Origin of the sequence: Geobacter sp. 60473 (assembly GCF_036323535.1) — a bacterium.
GTDB classification, from domain to species: domain Bacteria; phylum Desulfobacterota; class Desulfuromonadia; order Geobacterales; family Geobacteraceae; genus Geobacter; species Geobacter sulfurreducens.
Window position 1 is genome coordinate 160,532 of record NZ_AP028967.1, and the last position, 21,608, is coordinate 182,139.

Annotated in this window: 15 protein-coding genes and 1 pseudogene; 11 read left to right on the forward strand and 5 right to left on the reverse strand. The window is 65.4% G+C overall.

From position 1 onward, the window contains the following. Window positions 1–94: 94 nt before the first annotated feature. Both AABA48_RS00800 and AABA48_RS00805 read left to right on the forward strand, forming a co-directional pair. Window positions 95–2,242 (forward strand): HEAT repeat domain-containing protein, encoded by a 2,148-nt coding sequence (locus AABA48_RS00800; RefSeq protein WP_286351683.1) that lies wholly within the window; start codon window positions 95–97, stop codon window positions 2,240–2,242. Then, window positions 2,239–3,354: an HD-GYP domain-containing protein gene (locus AABA48_RS00805; RefSeq protein ID WP_286351684.1), complete on the forward strand. Its 1,116-nt coding sequence runs from the start codon at window positions 2,239–2,241 to the stop codon at window positions 3,352–3,354. Before AABA48_RS00800 ends, AABA48_RS00805 begins: the two co-directional genes overlap by 4 nt. Here AABA48_RS00805 and AABA48_RS00810 read toward each other — a convergent pair. After that, on the reverse strand, window positions 3,351–5,264 hold the full coding sequence (locus AABA48_RS00810; RefSeq protein ID WP_286351685.1) for a SpoIIE family protein phosphatase: 1,914 nt from the start codon (window positions 5,262–5,264) through the stop codon (window positions 3,351–3,353). The two genes, AABA48_RS00805 and AABA48_RS00810, sit on opposite strands and share 4 nt — an antisense overlap. 191 nt (window positions 5,265–5,455) lie before the next feature. Between AABA48_RS00810 and AABA48_RS00815 the strand changes: the two genes are divergently transcribed. The 5 genes from AABA48_RS00815 (at window position 5,456) to AABA48_RS00835 (ending at window position 15,714) form a co-directional block, all read left to right on the forward strand. After that, complete coding sequence (locus AABA48_RS00815) at window positions 5,456–6,739, forward strand: cytochrome C (RefSeq protein ID WP_286351686.1); 1,284 nt, start codon at window positions 5,456–5,458, stop codon at window positions 6,737–6,739. Between the two features lie 525 nt (window positions 6,740–7,264). Next, window positions 7,265–12,946 (forward strand): CxxxxCH/CxxCH domain c-type cytochrome, encoded by a 5,682-nt coding sequence (locus AABA48_RS00820; protein ID WP_338270783.1) that lies wholly within the window; start codon window positions 7,265–7,267, stop codon window positions 12,944–12,946. Window positions 12,947–13,035: 89 nt separating this feature from the next. Continuing rightward, complete coding sequence (locus AABA48_RS00825) at window positions 13,036–13,560, forward strand: hypothetical protein (protein WP_286351688.1); 525 nt, start codon at window positions 13,036–13,038, stop codon at window positions 13,558–13,560. Window positions 13,561–13,562: 2 nt separating this feature from the next. Continuing rightward, complete coding sequence (locus AABA48_RS00830) at window positions 13,563–14,891, forward strand: cytochrome c biogenesis protein ResB (RefSeq protein WP_286351689.1); 1,329 nt, start codon at window positions 13,563–13,565, stop codon at window positions 14,889–14,891. After that, window positions 14,884–15,714 (forward strand): cytochrome c biogenesis protein, encoded by an 831-nt coding sequence (locus tag AABA48_RS00835; RefSeq protein ID WP_286351690.1) that lies wholly within the window; start codon window positions 14,884–14,886, stop codon window positions 15,712–15,714. Before AABA48_RS00830 ends, AABA48_RS00835 begins: the two co-directional genes overlap by 8 nt. Window positions 15,715–15,756: 42 nt before the next feature. Here AABA48_RS00835 and sugE read toward each other — a convergent pair whose 3' ends face one another. The 3 genes and pseudogenes from sugE to AABA48_RS17395 form a co-directional block, all read right to left on the reverse strand. Next, window positions 15,757–16,077, reverse strand: a complete 321-nt coding sequence (gene sugE / locus AABA48_RS00840) for a quaternary ammonium compound efflux SMR transporter SugE (protein ID WP_286351691.1) — start codon at window positions 16,075–16,077, stop codon at window positions 15,757–15,759. Window positions 16,078–16,152: 75 nt separating this feature from the next. Beyond that, window positions 16,153–16,485: a DMT family transporter gene (locus AABA48_RS00845; protein ID WP_286351692.1), complete on the reverse strand. Its 333-nt coding sequence runs from the start codon at window positions 16,483–16,485 to the stop codon at window positions 16,153–16,155. 131 nt (window positions 16,486–16,616) lie between these two features. After that, window positions 16,617–16,913: pseudogene (locus tag AABA48_RS17395) on the reverse strand (hypothetical protein); the annotation flags it as partial. A gap of 50 nt (window positions 16,914–16,963) precedes the next feature. Here AABA48_RS17395 and AABA48_RS00850 point away from each other — a divergent pair. Beyond that, complete coding sequence (locus tag AABA48_RS00850; protein ID WP_286351693.1) at window positions 16,964–17,212, forward strand: hypothetical protein; 249 nt, start codon at window positions 16,964–16,966, stop codon at window positions 17,210–17,212. A 63-nt stretch (window positions 17,213–17,275) separates the two neighbouring features. On the opposite strand, the gene AABA48_RS00855 is transcribed toward AABA48_RS00850, so the two are convergent. Continuing rightward, window positions 17,276–17,596 (reverse strand): hypothetical protein, encoded by a 321-nt coding sequence (locus AABA48_RS00855; RefSeq protein ID WP_286351694.1) that lies wholly within the window; start codon window positions 17,594–17,596, stop codon window positions 17,276–17,278. A 203-nt stretch (window positions 17,597–17,799) separates the two neighbouring features. On the opposite strand from AABA48_RS00855, the gene AABA48_RS00860 reads away from it, so the two are divergent. The 3 genes from AABA48_RS00860 (at window position 17,800) to AABA48_RS00870 (ending at window position 21,537) form a co-directional block, all read left to right on the forward strand. After that, window positions 17,800–18,390 carry an LOG family protein gene (locus AABA48_RS00860; RefSeq protein ID WP_286351695.1) on the forward strand — a complete coding sequence of 197 codons (591 nt, stop codon included), beginning with the start codon at window positions 17,800–17,802 and terminating at the stop codon, window positions 18,388–18,390. A gap of 106 nt (window positions 18,391–18,496) precedes the next feature. After that, on the forward strand, window positions 18,497–19,987 hold the full coding sequence (gene glpK / locus AABA48_RS00865; RefSeq protein WP_286351696.1) for a glycerol kinase GlpK: 1,491 nt from the start codon (window positions 18,497–18,499) through the stop codon (window positions 19,985–19,987). Next, complete coding sequence (locus AABA48_RS00870) at window positions 19,984–21,537, forward strand: glycerol-3-phosphate dehydrogenase/oxidase (protein ID WP_286351697.1); 1,554 nt, start codon at window positions 19,984–19,986, stop codon at window positions 21,535–21,537. The genes glpK and AABA48_RS00870 overlap by 4 nt, the downstream gene beginning before the upstream one ends. Window positions 21,538–21,608: the final 71 nt, after the last annotated feature.

Below are 21,608 nucleotides of genomic sequence, written 5' to 3' on the forward strand. Positions count from 1 at the left end.
TTTTCGTTTACGATGCACCGGCAATGAACCGGGCTCAGCAGTTGCGGGGACGGTGCCACGGGAGCGGTCACGGTTGACGGATACAAACTCAGACATGCGCATTGCCGGAATCGAGCCGGGCATTCTCTCCTCATTCATCATCGAGCTGAATATCCTGAGGCGGGCGGTCTCGGCCTACCCGGAGGGGCATCCGGCCATCCGCTTCGCGGCGGAGAAGGTCGCCGGCCAGACGGACCTGCTCCTCGCCGGCGAGGCAAGCGCCACCATGGGCATCGCGCGCGACACCATCCTCTTCGGTGGCCATCCCCTGGACCGTCGGAACCTCGTGTTCCGCGACCTGGCACGTTTTCTCTCCGAGCGGGGGCTCACCCTGCTTACGGTGAAACGGGGCGTCTCCGCCGACGAGTTGATTCGTTTCTGCACACTGCTCGGTCTCAGGCGCGACGAGATCCGCCAGCGGGGCGGCCTGGGGCGGCTGATGAGCGAGGATGCCATCCTGGGGATTGAGGTGACGGGGCTCGATTACGGCCTGTTCCACGTGACCGAGGACGAGCGTATTGCGGCCCCCTCGGCCGATCAGGACGATCTTTCGCTCTGGGAGCGGTACGTGCGGGGGATGCTCGACGGCACCCTTGACCCCTTCGGTACGGTGACCGAGCATCACGGCACCCTGGCGCCGGAGGAGCTGGCCCGGCTCATGAACGGCTGCCTCGCCGGCTCACCGGAAAACCGGCAGAAAAGTTACGATGCGGTCATCGCCGCGTTTCTCCGCACCGTACGGGAGGCCGAGCAACATCCGGTGGGAGACGATAATCAGACGGCTCGCCTGGCCGAACTGGCCGAATTGCTCACCCCCCAGTTGCGCCGCCAGTTTCTGGGCAGTACCTTTGCGTCCCTTGCGCGCCATCCCGCCATGGCGGAGCGGGTTGCCGCAGCCCTGACCGACGGAGCGGTCATGGAGGCCTTCACGGGCCTGACCGAGCGCGGCTCCTCCATCCCTCCCGTACTGCTCGATCTCTTTCAGCGCTTCGGTCTGGCCGGTCCCTCCCCGGCCGCCGGCGCGGCCCCGCCGTCCCAACCGGCCGGGGCGGCGGAGATGGCGCGCCGGCTGGAAACCGTTCTGCGGGAAGGGGACAGCCGGGCCTTCGTTCCCCTGCCCTATGAGGAAGACCTCTCCCGTTTGACGCGAGCCGGGGTTCAACAGACGGTGGCTCCCGAGCTGGAGTCCCTGCGACTGGAACTTGAGTCGGAAAACGCGGCGGTCAAGGCGGGAGAAGTCATCATGGAAATCATCCGCCTGGAGCCCGGCGGAGCCGACCCCTTTGCGGCGAACCTGGCAGAGCTTGCCGAGTACTACCTGGCCACCGGAGACTTCGGTTCCCTGGGGGGGCTGTTCCTGCGCATCCACGCCCTGGAAAAGGCCGGTGCCGGCGCTGCCCTGCGGGAGGCGATCGGCGCTCCCGCCTTTGTGGCGGCCCTGATCGACGCGCCCGCCATCTGGGGAAAAGTGCGCCACGGCGAGATCCGGCAGATCATCTCGCAGATCGGTCCGCCCTGCGTGACGCCTCTGCTGGACCGGCTGGCGGTGGAGGAGTCCATGACCCTCCGGCGCTGGTACATGGAATGCCTGATGGGGCTCGGCGACGCCGCCGGCGCTGCCGCCGTCGCCCTCCTGGAGGACGGCCGGTGGTACTTCGTGCGAAACCTCCTGGTGCTTCTCCGGCAGCTCGATTACTCGGCCGGCGCGGCATCCGCCAGAAAACTGCTTGCGCATCCCCACCCCAAAGTACGTCAGGAGGCGGCCCGCACCCTGCTCGGATTCCGCGATTTCCAGGCGGAGCAGTGGCTGCTCCGCGGGCTTGAAAGCTCCAACCGCGAAACCCTGCTCATGGCGGTGCCGTTGGTGGACGGCAATGCGAGCCGGCGGGTCCGGGCACAGGTGATCGAGCTTCTGCGGCGCGGCGGCGCTGCCGCCGATCCAGAGGTCCGCTGCGCCACGGTCCGGGCGCTGGCCGAGACGGGGGATCCCGCAGCCCTGCCGGAGTTGGCGCGCATTCTGGGCAGCAGGAGCCTGCTGCGCTCCGCGGCCCTCAATCAGGTGAAGCTGGAAGTGATTCGCTCGCTCCCCCGTTTCCCGGGGCAGGAGCCCCTGCGCCTGCTGCGCGATGCCGCTGCTGCCGGCGGCGAGATCGCCGGTGCCGCGCGGGTCGCGCTCAGGCTCGCCGAAGCGAGGGACCGATGAACGAAGCCACGCGTCAACGACTGCTCGGGGCACTCAGATCGCTGGTTACGGCTATTTCCGGCGCCGCCCTCTACGCGGCCCGGCATCCCCGCGTCACCCTGCTGCGCTCCGAGGCGTTCGCAGAGCTGTCCGCGGCCCTCGAGGCGGAGGAGTCCCTCTCGCTGGTGGTCATCGACGGCGAGATCCTGGTGGAAGGGGCGCCCCTCGATGGGGGGCTGTTTCTGCAGCGCCTCGCGGGGATGCTCACGTCCCGGGGGATCGGGCACCTCAAGTTCCTGCGCGGCGTGACGGAAGAGGAACTGGCGGCCCTGGCGTCGATTCTCGCTGGATCGGGAACGGCGGGCGGCCAGTTCCATTCGTCTCCCCACGTGCGGTTCGGCCGGGTGGAGGTCCGCTATTCCGGGGGCACGGACGGCACCGGACACGCCTCGGGCCTGCCCGGCATGGAGATCGGCCGTTTTATGGAGCTGTACGAAGGGGTCGTCCGCCACCGGCGCAGTCATGTGACCGGTCTGGCCGATCTGGTGGCGGGCTTCATCACGGTCCTGCGCGAGCAGTCCGGCCCGCTGGCGGCCCTGGCCCCTTTGCGGGGCGTTGACGAATATACATTCACCCACTCGGTGAACGTCTGCGTCCTCAATCTGGCTCAGGCCATGGCCCTGGGCATCGACGGGCCTCTCCTGCAGGAAATAGGCATTGCCGGCATGCTTCACGACATCGGCAAGATGTTCGTCCCCCCCGAGATACTCACCAAGCCGGGTCAGCTGGATGATGACGAATGGGCCGTCATGCGCCGCCATCCCCTCATGGGAGCCCGCTGTCTGGCTGAAACCCCCGGCGTGCCGCGGCTCGCAGTGGTTGCCACCTTCGAGCACCATCTAAAGCACGATCTCTCCGGCTATCCGTCCGTTGCCGCCGGCTGGCGCCAGAGTCTCTGCAGCGGGATGACGACCCTTTCGGATTTTTTCGATGCCCTGCGCACCCGGCGCGCCTACCGCGACTCCATGGAACTCCGTCAGATAGCCGGCCTCCTGCTGGAGAAGCGGGGCCGGGAGTTCCATCCCCTCCTTACCCGCAATTTTCTGCTGGTCCTGAGCCGGCTTGCCGCCTAACCCCCCACCTTCAGCAACGCCATACAGATATCGTCACCGGACGGCACTCCACCCGTGAACATTCGCAGCCGTGCCAGAATGGCGTCGAGGAGTTCTTCCGGTTCGCGTTCGCTTTCCTCCTCCATGGCCCGGGCGAGCCTGGCCGTGCCGAAGAGCTCCCCGTCCGGGCCGGTCGCCTCGGTGATGCCGTCGGTGTAGAGCAGAAGGATGTCTCCGGCGGCCATGGTGACTTCTTTCTGCTCATACTCCACGAGGGGATGGACGCCGAGGATCAGCCCCTCAGCGTCGATCTGGCGGCATTCCCCCCCGCGGCGGCAGACCAGGGGAGGGCTGTGCCCGGCGCTGGCAAAGGCGAGGGTGCGGGTGGCGGGGGAGTAGGAGGCATAGAAGAGGGTGATGATGAGCTCCGCCCGGGACAGGTCTTCGTGGAGCAGCGCATTGAGCGAACCGACGATCCGGGCGGGTGTTCCCCCCGCGTGGACCAGGGAGCGGATGACGCTCCGCAGTTCGGTCATGATGAGGGCCGCGCCGACGCTGTGACCGGACACGTCGGCAATGACCAGGTCGAGCGACCCGTCCTCCCGGGGGAAGAAGTCGTAGTAATCGCCCCCCACGTGGGCGGCAGGCACCCAGCGCCCCGCGCACCGGCAACCCGGCACGGGCGGCGGCGTCTCCGGCAGCAGCGATCGCTGGATCTGACGGGCCAGCTGCATGTCGCAGGCGAGGCGGGCATTCTCCAGCAGCGCCTCCTGGGCCTGCTTCCGCTCGGCAATGTCCTGCTTGATGGCAATGAAGCAGCGGATGGCCCCGCGTTCGTCCCGCACCGGCGTGATGGTCTGCTCTTCCGGATAGAGGGAGCCGTCCCGGCGCCGGTTGATCATCTCGCCGTGCCAGACCGTGCCCGAGCGGATGGTGTGCCACAGGTTGCGGTAGAACTCCTTGCCGTGCACGCCGGAGTTGAGGATGCCGATGCCGCGGCCCGCCACCTCGTCCAGCAGGTAGCCGGTCAGGCGGGTGAAGGCGGGGTTGGCCCAGATGATCCTCCCCTCCGGGTCGCAGATAACGATGGCGTTGGCCGCCGCCTTCAGGGCCACGGTCTGGATCTGACGGGTCAGTTCTCCTTCCTTGCGCTCGGTGATGTCGGCGATGAGTCCGTCGTAGGCCGTGAGCCGGCCCATGTCGTCCCAGGTGGGGACGATGGTGTTGCGCACCCAGCGGGTTTCGCCGTCCTTGCGGACGATCCGGTGCTCGAGGGTCACCACCCCCTTCCTGGCCTCCAGCCGGGCGATGCTGGCCAGCACCCGGTCCCGGTCTTCGCCGTGGATCATCTCGTACCAGAGGGTGGGGCGGGTATCGTATTCGTCGCTCGTGTAGCCGGTCACGGGCAGGCACCCCTGGCCGTGGGAGGTGCGGATCACGTGCCCTTCCGCCAGTTCCACGGTGTAGGTGTAGTTGGACACGGCAGCCACCAGCCGCCGGTAGCGCTCCTCGCTCCGGGCCAAGGCCTGTTCGGCATCCCGGCGTTTGCGGCGCACTTCCGCCTCCTGCAGCTCACGGGCGATGGCCGGCACCAGCCGGGAGGTGCTTCCCTTGATGAGATAGTCGTTGGCGCCCGCTTTCATGGCAGCCACCGCCGTTTCCTCGCCGATCTTGCCCGATACCACTATGAACGGCAGATCCTCTTCCCGCTCCCGCCAGAGCCGCAGCGCGTCCATGCCGCTGAAGCGGGGGAGGACGTAGTCCGAGAGGGCCAGATCCCAGTCCCGCGCCGCAATGGCCGCAACCATCTCGGCGGCGGTCTCCACCCGCACATGATCGGGCTCGTATCCCCCCTTGCGGAGTTCCCGCAGCACCAGCAGCATGTCGTCTTCGGAGTCTTCGATGATCAGAACGCGGAGTGGAATGCCCATGGCGCGCCTCCTGGTGCCCTGTCCCGGAGATAAGGTCCCGGTTTCATAGTGTACTACGGGTTGCAGGGGGGGCAAGGGGGCGTCGACGGGCAAAAAAAATCAGTGCCACCACAAATGCGTTCAAGAAAATTTCCGTTGTGCCGAAAAGAGTTACATGAGTTGAGACTATGTTATCGGCATTGGAGAACATCATGAAATCATTGCAGGCGGGGTGTGTATCTGCGGTACTGGCAGCCATCTGCATTGCGACGCCGGCCGGAGCCTTCCATTCGGGCGGTGCGGCCCAGTGCGAGGGGTGCCACACCATGCACAATACAAGCGAAGGCGCCGCCATGACCGGGTCGAGCGCCCGCTTCCAGAGCGGCCCGTTTCTTCTCAGGGGGTCGGACCAGAGCTCTGCCTGCCTCAACTGCCATCAGCAGGCCGGAGACACCGGTCCCACCTCGTATCATGTTTCCACTGCCGAGAATGACATGCCCGTGGGGTCGCCGCCGTTGCAGCTCACCCCGGGCGGCGATTTCGGCTGGCTGAAAAAATCCTATTCCTGGGCTCCCGCGCCGGGCTCAGCCTCGGTGGCGATTCGCGGCGAACAGCACGGCCACAACATCGTCGCCCTCGACTTCAACTATACGGCAGACACCACCAATATCAACGCCCCGGGAAGCTCTACCCCCTATCCGTCCGACAGCCTCCACTGTTCCAGTTGCCACGATCCGCACGGTGCGTACCGCATAGTGGAGAACGGGGTCCAGGCCACGAGCGGCAAGCCGATCAGGGGGTCCGGTTCCTACGGCTCCCTCCCCGACGCGGGGTCCGCCGTGGGTACCTATCGGCTCCTGGCGGGGGTCGGCTACAAACCAAAGTCCCTGGCCGGCGGCCCGGCCTTTACCCACGCAGCGCCTTTTGCGGTGGCGCCCGTCGTCTACAACCGGTCCGAAGAATCCAGCGACACCCGCGTTTCCTACGGCAAGGGGACCTCTGCCTGGTGCACCAACTGCCATGCCCTCATGCATTCTGGCCCCGGTTCTTCGCTTCACCCGGCCGACAAGCAGCTCGGCGACGTGGCCCAGACCTACAATGCCTACCGCAAGACGGGCAGCCTGGACGGCACCGTTGCAACGGCCTATCTCTCCCTCGTCCCGTTTGAACTGGGGGATGTGACCGACCTCACGGCCCTCAAGGATGCGACCGCCACCACCGCCGGCCCGGCCGCCACGGACAAGGTGTCCTGCCTTTCCTGTCACCGTGCCCATGCCTCCGGCTTCAGCCATATGACGCGGTTCGCCATCGACTCCAACCACATTACCGTGGCCGATGCCTCCGGCAATGCCATCTGGCCCGATCCGGTCATGAACCCCTCGCAGGCCCAGGGCCGGACCGTGGCCGAGACCCGGCAGGCATACTACGGCAGGCATCCGCAGGCGTTTTCTCCCTACCAGCGCGTGCTCTGCAACAAGTGCCACGCCAGGGACTGATATCGAGTGTCCGCACCACTCTGAGAAAAGCGAAAACAGTGGCGTGAAAGGGCCGGCCAGCAATGGTCGGCCCTTTTTTGCCGCTGATGCACGTCCGGAAGTGCTCGCCCCCCTCGCTCAACCACCTTCCCGAAACCTCCGCTCCTTCGTACCCGCTGAAAACACAAGGAAATAAACAAAAGCAGTGCAATTAAGGGGAGATGGATATTAAACTGCATCACCTGCGGTTACTTTGTATTTATTAAATTTTTGTCACATATTGGTATTCAATTTGCTGCTTTATGAATAGCTTTGATGGGTACGTGGGGTGTTGGCAATGGGTGCATCGTGAAACTGATTGATTTCATTGTGAACTGTTGTTTTCGGAAGGCTGTTGCCAATCGGTATTATGTCGTGATTTTGACTTTTGGTGCGTCGAGTGTCGGTTATTTAACGTAATACTCACATGGTATCACTGTGGTTGTGGGTAGTGAGGTTACTGTGAATACGCGATCTTGGAAAATGCTGATGATGTGGTGCTCCGTGATGTTTGTGGGTATTTCGCCGGTCCTGACCGGCGTGGACGAAGTCCGGGCAGCCATCCAGTGCTATCAGTGCCACGGAACCGCGGCAACCAGTGACTATCGCCCGGAAGACAGCGCGTTCCGCGCTATCTCCACCGGAGGATTCAAGGGAAATCACCGGACTCACATGGCAAGCAGCGCCACGGCAAACAGCTGCACGATCTGCCACGGCACGAGCGGCTACCAGGCAAGCCATCGCGACGGTACCATTGCCATAGCTTCCAACATTAATGCGTCACCGGCCGTCGGAACCTACAGTCGCGGCACGTCCTTCGCCCAGAGCGCCTCGGTGGTGCCGGGTACTTGCAGCAACGTCAACTGCCATTTTGAAACCGTGACGCCGGCCTGGGGCAGCACGCCCCTTGCCTCCACCGCCGATTGCGGCATGTGCCATGGCAGCGCGCCGGCCACCGGCAGCCATCCCGTCGGGGGGAGCAAGCACGGCGCCTATTACGGGACCGGAGCCTCTTCATGTGGCAAGTGTCATCCCGACCATGGAGCCAAGGAGGGAGCTGCCCGTTTTGCCCATGCCACCAGTGTCGGTCGGGACCTGCAGGTCAGCTTCGCTGCCGCGCCGAACAGCGGCAGCGGCAGCTATTCCGGACCGGTAAACGATTACCTGCCGAGTCAGAGCAATACCTTCGGCACCTGTTCCGGCACATACTGTCACAGCCCCGGGACCAAGTCGTCGGCATTCGCCGCCCCGAACCAGTCTGCAGCCTGGGGGGGGAGCCTGACCTGCAACGGGTGCCACAAGTCCGACCGTTCCTCGGGCACGGCCATGACCAGCGGCAGCCACCGTGCCCATGTGGACGGCTTCGGGCTGGGCTATACCACGGTCAGGTGCGTCAGGTGTCACGGGGCCACCGTCACTTCGGCCATGTCCATCGGCACCTACGGCAATCATGTGAACAAGCTGGTCAACGTGGCGTTCGACAGCACCACCACGGCGATGAACGGCACGTACGGCGGGGTGTCGTCTCCCATGACCAAGGCGCCGGGGAGCGCCTACGGCAGTTGCACCAACGTCTACTGCCACTCCAGCGGCCAGGGGAACAGCGGCAGCTGGCCGCCGACCTATACGAATCCCACCTGGGGCTCCGCCGCAACGGGGCAGTGCGGCACCTGCCACGGCATCAACGGCGATACCCACAGCGGTTACGGCACGCCGACCATCATGACTTCGGGCAGCCACACCAGGCACCTGGCCTATACCTTCGGTATTACCAGCGACGAAACCCGCTGCGCGGCCTGCCACGCCACCACCCTGACCGGATTCACCCCCACGGCCTGCAGCTCCTCGGTCTGTCATAACCGGATCAGCCAGAAGCACGCCAATTATGAAGTCAATGTGGGATTCCCCGACTACTACGGCGCCACCGCGTCCTACGGCGGCACACCGAAGCCGGGTGACGGCTACGGTTCGTGCACGAATATCTACTGTCACAGCGATGGCCGGGACACCCTCCACTACGCCCAGACCCCCCTGACCTGGGGCGGCGCGTCCCTGGGCTGCACCGGTTGCCACGGGAGCGCCACGGCACCCCAGGACGGCAGCGGAGGTACCACCCTGTCGGGCAAGCATGCCACCCACGTCAACAATGCGGCGATCTTCGGCACCAATAACAGCCTGGGGTGCGTCCAATGCCACAACAGGACCGTCAGCGGCAACAGCACGCTCCATGGGACCACCGGCGCCCAGTACCATGTCAACAAGACCCGCGACTACTATGGGACCATGGCCGGCAGCTACAACTCGGGCACCAAGGTCTGCAGTAACGTGTACTGCCACAGTTCGGGCCAGGCCACACCGGTCTACCGGGCCGTGGCCGCCTGGACCAGCGCCACCGGCTACGGATGCAACGGCTGCCACGGAGCCGACAGCGCCTTCACGGCAGCGGCCGGCGAGCCCAACTACGCCAACGGAGGCGCCGCAACGGCCACGGCCAACAGTCACCAGCGCCACGTGGCAAGCCTCGGCATTACTGCCACCACCGGCTGCGCCGCCTGCCACTGCCGGACCGTTGACTCAACCGTTACCAATAAGCTGCGTAATTACTCGACCCTGCACCTGAACCAGGCGCGCAACGTGGCCATGAAGGTCATCAACGGCAAGTCCGGAACCTATGACAGCAACGCCAAGACCTGTTCGGCCACCTACTGTCACGGCACATCCCCGTCACCGGCCTGGGGCGGATCAACAGCCTGCAACTCGTGTCACAGCGCCCGGGCCACCGATGCCCACTGGGCAGCCAACTCCGCCCATAAGATCCACTGGGAGGGCTCCGTCCTGCCCTCTTCGTATGCCATGACCCCGGGCAATGGCACCGGCGATGCGGCCACCTACCGGTTTGCCTGCTCGTCCTGTCATTCCCCCGCCGGGGGGGCAGCCCATGCCGGCGGCGCCTTGGCGGCAAGCCAGGCGGCCCAGGTCTATTTCGGTTACTCCGCGGCAGGCGTGCGCGGCAGCTACACGGGAACCGGCACGGCCTACAGCAATGACAACGGATTCAACTGGACCGCCGGATCCTCCGGCTGTACCGCCACGTACTGTCACTCCGGCGGCGCCGGCCAGGCCGGCCGTTCGGCCGTTGCCTGGAGCACCAGCGCCAAAACCTCCTACAACTGCAACCTGTGTCACGGCAATGCCGTTGCACCCAACAACGACTGGCGGCGTGGCGCCCCCCTCTATGCCTCCGGCTCTATCACCTACAAGGGCCAGGCTAAGGGGAACGCCCATGGCGTCCACATAAGCGCAAAGACCAGCCTCCCTGCCGTCTATATGCAGTGCGCCCACTGTCACGCGGCCACGACCGCCACAAGCACCGCCATCAGCGACAAGCGCAAGCACCTGAACAAATCCTACGATGTCTCCGCCGGCGGCACCTTCCGGGACGGGGACAACACCGTCAACTCGACGGCGGTCACTATCGCTTACAGCTACAATGTTGCAGGGAGCAGCTGCTCCAACGTCTCCTGCCATCCGGTGGGCCTCGACGTGACCACCACGCCGTCCACGCCGCTGACGCGGTCCACCAGCACGACCGCATGGAACAGCTCCTACAAATGCACCGACTGTCACCGCATCCCGATGCAGGATACCGATACCTACCATCATGCCATGTATGACTACGGCCGGACGTATCCGACCACAATCCCCGACGGCAGCGCCACCAGCGGCACCAATTACACCAGCCGGACCTGCACCATGTGCCATGTGGACCACACGATCTTCAGCCCCGATCTCAACGTCAACAGTGCCGGCCGGTCCTACAACCTGAGGACCGCAATCGGCTCAACGCCCACCGCCACGGCAAACTTCACCAATTCCGACTACAGCGCATCCGGCGGCGGCATCTGCATCAGCTGCCATGCCACGGAGCGAACCAAGTCAACGGTACGGCGCAAACAGGAGGCCAACGCCACCAGAACACCGCCTGTTACCTTGGCCAACTACTCCGGTTCCGCCCATCAGTACAACGTACCGGCCAGCTTCTTCAGCGACGGCAGCCGGTTCCAGGGCAACTGCTCCAAGTGCCACAACGCCCTGGTCAACGAGACCTCGGTATTCATGAGCTATACCGGCTCCGGCGACTCCTTCGGTAACCATAACAGCGGCATCCGGAGGCTTCAGGGTTCCCTCGGCGCAACGGGCGGCGAGGTGGCTGAAGAGCAGATCTGCTACCGCTGCCATAGCCTGTCCGAAGATGCCGACCCTGGGGGCGGACCGCCCAAGGCGGTCGCCGACAAGGACTACTACGGGGTGGCGCCCATGAGCCTGGCGTCCCAGGACATCTTTGCCGCCAACCGCGATTTCCGGGCCGCGAACCCGACCTACAGCCTCACCAGCAAGCTGTATTTCAGGCCGGCCGCGGCCGAGACGCCTGCTGAGGCCATGCCGAATCAGCACAACACCGGCGATTCCTTCAGTGGCGGCACCTGGGCCGGTCGCGCCATGTCCCCCTGGGAGACAACGGTCGCCTATGAAACAAAGAGCCAGGGCACCAACCTGGAGGGCACCAACTACTGGCGCATGGTCACCTTTACCTCGCCCGCGGTCTACAGCACCACCACCGTTCCCGCCGGCACCTGGATCATCAACCTCTACTGCCGCGAGTCATCCACGGCCCAGAACGCCAGGATCAGGTACATGGTCTACAAGTGGAACAACCCTGCCGATACCATGGGAGCCACCATCATCGCCAAGGGGACCTATGCCACCGAGCTTTCCACTGCGGGAGCCCCCGGCACCGTACGCCAGATACCGGTGAGCGTGGGCGCCCTCACCCTCAACGCAGGGGAGAAGATCGTGGTCGATCTTTCGTTGGAGACGACCACCACGAGCACCAACGGCTATACCGCGTCATTTTATTTCGGCAGCCGCGCACCCAGCGAGCTGACGCTCCCCGGCAGCGTGGCCTGGACCTACGCGGACCCCGGCGCCCCCGGTTACGGCCACGCGACCCAGCACTATTCCGGCATCCATCTCCCCTCGCGCCAGAATGAAACCCTGGCCTACATTGCCCGGAACAGGCACATCGAATGCGTTGACTGCCACAACCCCCATGCGACCCGCAACGGGCTCCACGGCGACTACGGTATCGCCACCGGCGGAAGTTCCACCACTCTGGTCAACAGCAACAAGAACTGGGTGCCCAACCAGTGGGTCGGCGATTACATCAACATCATTTCAGGCACCGGCGCCGGCCAGACGGCCACCATCAGCGGCAATAACGCGACCACCGTTACCGTGGCCGGGTGGACTGCGCCGGCCAGCGGCAGCGTTTACCGGATCATCGCCAACAACAATGCGGTGTCCCGGAGCCAGCGCGGTGTGTCCGGAGCCAGCGTAAGCTATTCCGGAGCCTGGACCAACGGCACCTATACCATGGTAAGCGAGGCTGCCTACGAGTACCAGATCTGCTTCAAGTGCCATGCCTCCACCGATCCGACCACCAATACGCTGCGCTACTGGAACGTGACCTCACCGTCGTTGGGAGCGGCCCGCTGGACCAACATCGGTCTGGAGTTCAACCCCAACAACGTCTCGTACCATCCGGTGATCCAGCCGTTGCCATCCTCCGGCAACCGGCGGCTGACGGCGGCAGCCCTGACCGGCGGCTGGCAGCCGGGCGAGGTGATGACCTGCTCCGACTGCCACGGCAGGGATACCAGCACCTCGGCCACGGCCCAGGGCCCCCACGGTTCGACCGTCAAGTGGCTGCTGACGGGTATGTACCAGAACTGGCCCTTCACTTCGGCAGCGGCCAACGGCACCTCCTCCGGCGGGACCCTGCTGGCCGGAACGGGCACCGCCACGCCACCGGCCAACAACTTCTGCTTCAACTGCCACACCTGGGCCGCGGGCGGCTACGGTCACACCAAGTCGTCGGGCGGGCACAGCAGGCCCTGCGTCAACTGCCACATCAGGGTCCCCCACGGGGGCAAGGTGCCGCGTCTCCTAACCGGGGCCAATGCCCCATCCCGTTACAAGCCCGACGGCAACGGCGGCGCTTTCTCCGGTTCCTACCTGACCAGCGCCGTCCTGCCGGCCAGCGGCTATATGGGGGCCAACAATGTCAGTTGTACCAGCATCTGCGGGGCAAGGCACACGGATAACAGCACAAAGGCCTATTCCTGGTGATGGGGAGTGGATTCGGCGGATATCCCGATCGGGCGCTGTCCGGGGGAGGCAGGAGGGGCGCCGGCACCTCCGGGGGGGTGTGTGTCGGCATGATCCTGCTGGCGGTTGTGCTGGCGCTTTGCTCTGCCTGCGCCGTGGGCGATACCGGCGAGATCGAGGCGACCATCCGCCGCTACAATGACCTGCTGGTCCAGGGCTACCGGGCCCAGAACATGAATCCCCTCATGGAAGTCACCACCCACGAGCACGCGCTGAAACTCTATCACCACATGGCCGCCCTCGGCGAGGGCCAGCTGCGGATGGAGTCGAAGCTCAAGAGGATCAGGTTTCTGAATGTCGAACGGCGCGGCAGTTCCGAGGCAACGGTGGAAACGGAGGAAATCTGGGACTTCACCCATTACCGGATGGCCTCTAACGAAAAATACGCCGAGGAAAAGGACTTCATCTACCGCATGGGATATGTCCTGAACAAAGAGAACGGCCGCTGGCTCATCACCGGGGTGAACACCATCAGCGGCACCAGCACCAATAACGTGGTCCCCTGGCCGGTGCTGGACCGCAAGGGGAGGGTCGTCAATCAGGCGCCCGGCGGCGCCCAGGGACGGCACCCCTGACCATGGAGCGGATCGAGCGGTTTTTCCTGGCACGCGGCACCGTCATCAGCCTTATTCTCCTGGCGCTCTGCGCCATTGCCCTGGCAGCGTTCATTCCCCAACGCTTCCTGACCTCGCCCGAAGAGATGCTGGCGTGGCAGTCGGCCCACCCGCTGCTCTGCCGCTGGAGCAACCTGCTGGGCCTTCACCACATCTACACGCATCCCGGCTTCGCCCTTATCCTTGCCGGCGGGACGATCTCCCTGGCCCTGTCCACCCGGCATCAGGCGCTCGCCGCATGGCAGCGCACCGTGCTTCCCGCCGGCTGCATGGCCGGGGACCGGCGCTTTTCCGTTGCCCGTACGCCGGAGGAGGTTTCCCGCCTCCTCATGGCCAACGGGTTCATCGGCCAGGGCACATTCGATGGGGAAATCCGGCTGGTGCGCCATCCCTGGGGGTACTGGGGCAATACCCTGCTCCATTTCGGCATGGTGCTCACCATTGTCGCTTCGCTGTGCATCGCCCTGACCCAGCAGCAGGGAGTGATACATCTGGCCGAGGGAGCCATCCACTACCCGTCCCGGCCCCTGCTGCGAGAGGAGCACGGGCTCCTGGCCGGTCCGCTGCATCTGCCGGACGCCGTACGGCTCAACCGGGTCTCGTACCGCTTCGGGCAGGACTTCGCCGTGCGCGAGCTGACCTCGACCCTGACCTTTCTGTCCGATAACGGCATTGCCGAAACAAGGACCGTTGCCATCAACCGTATTCTCAACCACCGGGGGATCCGCTTCTATCAGGGGGTGGAGTTTGGTCACGCCTTCTTCGTGGAGGTGACCGGGCCCACGGGGGAGCCAAAGGTGTTCCAGCTCGAGTTCATGCACCCCGATAGACCCGATCTGCCGAGCTATAATGATTTTCCGAACCTTCTGGGCGACGGCTCCCTGGTGCGGGCCAAGTACTTGGTGGATGGGGAGGAAAAGACCTTCGACCGGGTAAGCCCCCTGCTCACCTTGCGCCTGGATCGTGACGGGCAGGAGGTGGGCCGGCTTCCCCTGCAGCCGGGCGGGGAGGGGGCCATCGGGTGGTATCGCTTCCGGTTGCTGGGCTTCGCCCCCTGGTCGCGGCTGATCATGGTGAACGTAACCGGAATGCCCCTGATATTTGCTGGTTTCTTTGTCATCTGTCTGGGCGGTGTCCTCCACTATTTCACCCCGCCCCGCCAGGTATCGCTGGCTGAAGGGGGTTCCGGCGGCACGACGGTGTCCTGGCGTGCGGCGAGATTCTCCGGATTCTACCGGGATGAGCCGGATTCGTTGAAACGAATGGTGGACTGCGGGGGAACGCATGGCTGATCAGGCGTCGGCATACGTGGCAATGAACTGGCTGGCGGTGTGCTGCTATGTCGTGGCGACTGTCCTCAATGCCGGCGGCATCATCTTCCGGAAGGCCGTGGTGGAGCGCCGCAGCTACTGGCCCCTGTGGCTGGGGCTGGCCCTGCATTCGGCCTCACTGGTCTACTGGTGGCGGGTTGTCGGTCACGGTCCCTACATGGCCCCCAGCGAGGTGCTGCTGTCGGACGCATGGATCGCCATGGTGCTGTTCCTGGGCTTCCAGCGGGTTTTCCCGCGCATCCGGCCGGCCAGCCTCATTGTCGTGCCGCTGGTGTTCCTGATGGTGGCGCTGGCCAATTTCTACAACCCCGGCATCCGTTCGCTGCCGCCCACCTTCAGCAGCATCTGGCTCGTGCTGCACATCTCGTTCTACAAGATCGCCCTCGGCGCCCTGATCATCGCCCTGGCCTTTTCCATTTTCTACCTGCTCAAGGCCCGGCCTGCCCCCCCGGACTGGCTCAGGCGTCTGCCTGACCTGGAGGATCTCGACCTCCACGCCTACCGCTTTGCCGGGTTCGGCTTCATCTTCTGGGCGATCGGCATGCTGGCCGGCTCCATCTGGGCCTACAAATCATGGGGGCGGTACTGGGGGTGGGATCCGGTGGAGACGTGGTCACTCATGACCTGGCTGATCTTCGGCACCTATCTGCACCTGCGTCGATTTTTCCGCATGAGCGGCCGGATGGCGGCCTGGTTCTTCATCTTCGGTTTTGCCGTGGCCGTGGTTGCCCAGTTTGCCTCGTCCCACATGGGGACCTCCATCCATTCCGAGTATTTTCAATAGGGGGCCCAACGGTCGGCTGAAGGGCCGCCGCCGCGGGCATCCTCAGGCCGGAGAGGAGAGCTTCAGGCCAATGATGCCGGAGACGATCAGCGCAACACTGATCAGTCGGGCCGGGTTGGCCGGTTCCCCGAAGAGAACGATCCCCAGCAACACGGTGCCCACGGCGCCCACCCCCACCCAGACGCTGTACGCTGTGCCCACCGGCAGCGTTCTCATGGCGATTTCCAGCAGCCAGAAACTGGCAATCATTGCCAGCACCGTCAGCACCGTTGGCCAGAACCGGGTGAACCCCTCCGTGAATTTCAGCCCGATGGCCCAGCCCACTTCAAACAGCCCTGCGAGAACAAGAATTCCCCACGTCATGATGTCGTCCTTTCCGATTCGTGGGGTCGTCCCCGTGGATGTTCGGACGGCGGGGTCGTCCCCGCCGCCGGTCGGTCAGCGCGTCGCCGATGTGGAGCAGAGATTGAGGACCAACACGCCGGCAATGATCAGCAGAATGCCGAAGACCGCCGGCAGATCGAGCCGTTGTCCCATGAAAACCCAGGCAACCACCGCGACCAGGGCCGTTCCCAGGCCGGACCAGATCGCATAGGCAATGCCGACCGGGATCGATTTCAGCGTGAGCGACAGGAAGTAGAAGGCGGAAGCATACCCCACGACAACCACGCACGACGGCCAGAGCCTGGTGAACCCTTCGGCCGACTTGAGGGCGGATGTCCCGGCAACCTCACTGATGATCGCCACCAGCAGATACAGCCATTTGTGCATTTGGTCGGGACCTCGATTCTCACAATTGATGGAGGGCCGTCAGAGTCGGATCGCTGGCTGGGCCACGGCCACCTGCCATATCGATAGTAGTAAACCCTGCTCCCGATCAAACCGGTGTACAGATGGAGTGCAAACACCACTGCCCACAACAATGCGGGATCAACATGGTGCCTCAGCTGGCAGCACAGTCCGACGACAAGCAAGACCAGCATGGAGGCCCCCCACAACTCGTGCCACAGAAACCACACCTCGGGCACCAGAAAAGCCTGCCAGGACCACCGAACGTGCCCCTGCGGGTGTACCGGCTGATGTGTGCCGAACGGTTCGAGATCGTAAAGAATGAACCCACGTGCCGGCACGCCATCGTGTCGGCGCTGGAGCTGGCGGTTCTGGGCAGCAGCCCGCTCTCGCTGAACACCTTGTAGCACACCTTCCAGCGGGCCGCAAGGCTCCGGCCTCCGGGGATTGTCACGCTGCCATGAGGACTTTGTCGCCGCTCCCTTCAGTGGGGTCGTGCGGTGAAGGGAGAAAACGGGGGCAAGAAAACGGGGTCAGGCAGGTCGTTCCCGTTGCCGGCCCGGGCGGGATCACGGCGGACGTCGTAGTCGAACCGACCCTCGCGCACCTCCAGTGGCGTGTTCCCGATTATGAATCGATCCAGGCCAAGGCCCTTTTCTTCGGTTCCCTTACGGGCCTTGTCCGGGTCATAGTCATGGCCAGGGTATAGACGTCGGTCTGGCTGCTGCCCAGGTTGGCCATGCCCCACAGGGTGAGGATGTGGCTGGCCGTGTCATTGTCGGCGTTGTGGCGGCTCGCGGGTGCCGTCGACGGCGGGGACATTGTATTTTCCGTCGTTGGAGGGGATCTGGGGGATGTAGAACTTGTAGCTGGTGGACGAGGTGATGATCTCCTGCACCCGGGCGTTGGCGTCCGGGCTGGTGATGATGGCGCGGTGGTGCATGTGGTCGTGGCCGCCGAACTGGTAGCGGACGCCGCTGTTCTGCAGGCTGGCGAGGAAGGCGTTGCGGGCCGCCACGTTAGCGCGCCGCGCCGCGGCGCAAGCAAGCCGCTCGGGAACGGCTACGGCAGCGGAACAAACCGGTTGCTCCATACGGACATCGTTTTGTGACAACTTGATTTTCCGCTGAAAAAGCGTTTTGCCCGCAGGCAGGCGTGTGCTAAGTTTTTTCTTGTTTTGCCCCGCGCGTCCAATCGGACATCCGGCGGGCAAGGGCGGCGACGAGGCCGTAACAATCACTCAATCTCCATGCCCTACCTGTGTGATGGTGGGCGGCGCCGGCAAAGGGAGGATACATGAAGCGCATCTGCGTGTTTTGCGGTTCCAGCCCGGGCGTGCGACCGGCTTATGCCGAGGCGGCACGGGAGCTCGGGCGGCTGCTGAAGGCAACGGGAATCGATCTGGTCTACGGCGGGGCAAGCGTCGGCCTGATGGGAATTCTGGCCCGAACCGTGCTGGACGGCGGTGGCCGGGTGACCGGCGTCATCCCCCGGATGCTGGAGGAGAAGGAAATCGCCCTGACCAGGCTGAGCGATCTCCGGGTGGTGGAGTCCATGCATGAGCGCAAGGCCCTCATGGCGGAGCTGTCGGACGGGTTCATCGCCCTGCCCGGCGGGATCGGCACCATCGAGGAGTTCGTTGAGGTGCTCACGTGGCTCCAGCTGGGCATCCACGGCAAACCGTGCGGCCTGCTGAACAGCGACGGCTATTACGACCGCCTGCTGGACTTTTTCGACCATATGGCCGCGGAAGGGTTCATCCGGCCGGAATGCCGCGAAGCCGTGCTGGTGGACCGGGACCCGGCGGAGCTGCTGAAGAAGATGAGCCTCTACCGCGCCCCCCTCCCGGACAAGGCGGCGTGGGCGCTGAAGATGGATAACGCGTGATCCGGCACGGGGACCCGTACCCCTTCATTCCGATGAGCCTCGTTCTGTCCCTGCAGGCGGCCTACACCGCGCCCCTGCTTCATTCATCCGGCAAAGGAGTCCTGCCATGAGCTTCATCCTTGCGCTTGACCAGGGGACGACCAGTTCCCGCGCCCTGGTGTTCGACCATGACGGGAACATGCTCGGGCTTGCCCAGAAGGAGTTCCGCCAGATATTTCCCCAGCCGGGGCTGGTTGAGCACGATGCCGAGGAGATATGGGCCTCCCAGCTGGGGGTTGTGGTGGAGGCCATTGCCCGGGCCGGAATCACCGCCGCGGACATTGCCGCCATCGGCATCACCAACCAGCGGGAGACCACGGTGGTCTGGGACCGCCGCACCGGCCGGCCGATCCACCATGCCATCGTCTGGCAGGACCGGCGCACGGCCGGCGAGTGCGACCGATTCAGGGCCAAGGGGCTGGAGCCGACCTTCCGCAACAGGACCGGGCTGGTGCTGGACCCTTATTTTTCAGGCACGAAGCTGGCCTGGCTGCTTGACAATGTGCCCGGTGCGCGGGCCAGGGCCGAGGCGGGGGAGCTGGCCTTCGGCACGATCGATTCCTGGCTGGTCTGGAACCTGACCGGCGGTGAGCGGCACCTGACCGATGCCAGCAACGCCTCCCGGACGCTCCTGTTCAACATCCACGACGGCGCCTGGGACCCGGAGCTGCTGGAGCTGCTCCGGATCCCGCCCGCGATCCTGCCCGAAGTTGTGGCCTCCAGCGAAGTCTACGGCGAGACCGCCGCCCGTTTCCTGGCGGCGCGCATCCCCATCTGCGGCATCGCGGGGGACCAGCAGGCGGCCCTGTTCGGTCAGCTCTGCGACCGGCCCGGGATGGTGAAAAACACGTACGGCACCGGCTGCTTCATGCTGATGCAGACCGGTGAGCGGCCGGTGCTCTCGGGGCGGAACCTCCTGACCACCGTGGCCTGCCGCCTGGGCAGCCGCACGGAGTACGCCCTGGAGGGGAGCGTGTTCGTGGCCGGCGCTGCGGTGCAGTGGCTGCGGGACGGGCTCGGCATCATCCGCACCTCGGCGGAGGTGGAGACCCTGGCCGCCTCGGTTCCGGACAATGGCGGGGTCTACCTGGTGCCGGCCTTTGCGGGGCTGGGCGCTCCCCATTGGGATCCCTACGCTCGGGGGGCCCTGCTGGGCATCACCCGCGGCACCACCGCCGGTCACATCGCCCGGGCCACCCTGGAGAGCATCGCCTTCCAGACGGCCGATCTGCTGGAGGCTATGGAGGCCGATGCGGCCACTCCGCTGGCAGAGCTGCGGGTGGACGGCGGCGCCACGGCCAACAACATGCTGATGCAGTTCCAGGCCGACCTCCTGGGGGTGCCGGTGGTGCGGCCCCGGGTGCGCGAGACCACGGCCCTGGGAGCGGCCTACCTGGCCGGGCTGGCGGTGGGCTACTGGCGGGACCGGGCCGAGATCGGCCGGCTCTGGCAGGCGGAGCATACCTTTGAGCCGGCCATGGACCGGGGCCGGGCGACTGAGCTGCGCTCCACCTGGAGCAGAGCCCTGGAGCGGTCCCAGGGGTGGGCGCAACCATGAAGCGCGAGGATCTGCTGCGATACCTGGCCGAGACCGAGGTCTGGGACATGATCGTGATCGGCGGGGGCGCCACGGGCCTCGGCACGGCGGTGGAGGCGGCCGGGCGCGGCTACCGGACCCTTCTCCTGGAACAGGGGGACTTTGCCCAGGGGACCTCCAGCCGGAGCACCAAGCTGATCCACGGCGGGGTCCGCTACCTGCAGCAGGGCAACCTTTCGCTGGTGCTGGAGGCGCTGCGGGAGCGGGGCCTGCTCATCCGCAACGCCCCGCACCTGGTCCACAACCTTTCCTTTGTGGTGCCGCTCTACGACTGGTGGGAAGGGCCCTTCTACGGGATCGGGCTCAAGCTGTACGACGTCCTGGCCGGGAAGCTGGGGCTGGGGCCGTCCCGCCTGCTGTCGCGGGAAGAGACCCTGAGCCACATCCCGACCGTGGAGCCCCACGGCCTGCGCGGCGGGGTGATCTACCACGACGGCCAGTTCGACGACGCGCGCCTCGCGATCAGCCTGGCCCTGACCCTGGCCGACCTGGGCGGGGTGGCGCTCAATCACTTCCCGGTGACCGGCATCATCAGCCGCGACGGTCTCGTGGCCGGGGTGGAGGCGCGGGACCGGGAGACCGGCGGCGCCTTCAGGATCATGGGGCGGGCGGTGATCAATGCCGCCGGACCTTTCGTGGACGGGGTGCGGCGGCTGGCCGACCCGGCGGCCCGGGACCTCATCGCCCCGAGCCAGGGGGTGCACCTGGTGCTGGACGGCTCGTTTCTGCCCGGCGACAGCGCGATCATGGTTCCCCACACCGACGACGGTCGCGTCCTGTTCGCGGTCCCCTGGCACGGCCGGACCGTGGTGGGCACCACCGATACGCCCATCCCGGCGGCCGGGCTGGAGCCGCGCCCGCTGCCGGAAGAGATCGATTTTCTCCTGTCCCATGCGGCCCGCTACCTGACCCGGCATCCCGAGCGCCGTGACGTGTTGAGCACCTTCGCCGGCATCCGGCCCCTGGTCCGCAGCGACAGCGGCGGCGACACCGCGTCCCTTTCCCGGGACCACACCCTGCTGGTGGAGGGGAGCGGCCTGGTCACCATTGCCGGCGGCAAGTGGACCACCTACCGGAAGATGGGGGAGGACACGGTTACCGCCGCTGCCCAGGTGGCCAGCCTGGACCATCGGCCGTCGGTCACGGAGACGCTGCGCATCCACGGCTGGCAGGAGGGTGCGGCTGAGGGGCCGCTGCAGGTCTACGGCAGCGATGCCGCGGCACTGGAGCAGCTTCTTGCCGAAAATCCCGCATGGCTGGAGCCGTTGCATCCGGCGCTCCCCTACTGCACCGGGGAGGTTGTCTGGGGGGTGCGCCACGAGTGGGCCCGCACGGTGGAAGATGTCCTGGCCCGCCGCACCAGGGCACTGCTGCTGGATGCCCGTGCCGCCGTGGCCGCGGCGCCGCGGGTGGCGGAGCTGATGGCGCGCGAGCTGGGGCGGGACAACGCCTGGCAGGCGGCGCAGGTTGCCGCGTTCACCCACCTGGTCCGGGGCTATCTGGCGGAGTGAGAACTCTTTTCACGAACCGGGGCCGGAGTTTTCGCACCGGCGCGGTAGATGTAGTCTATCCGTGCCGGATG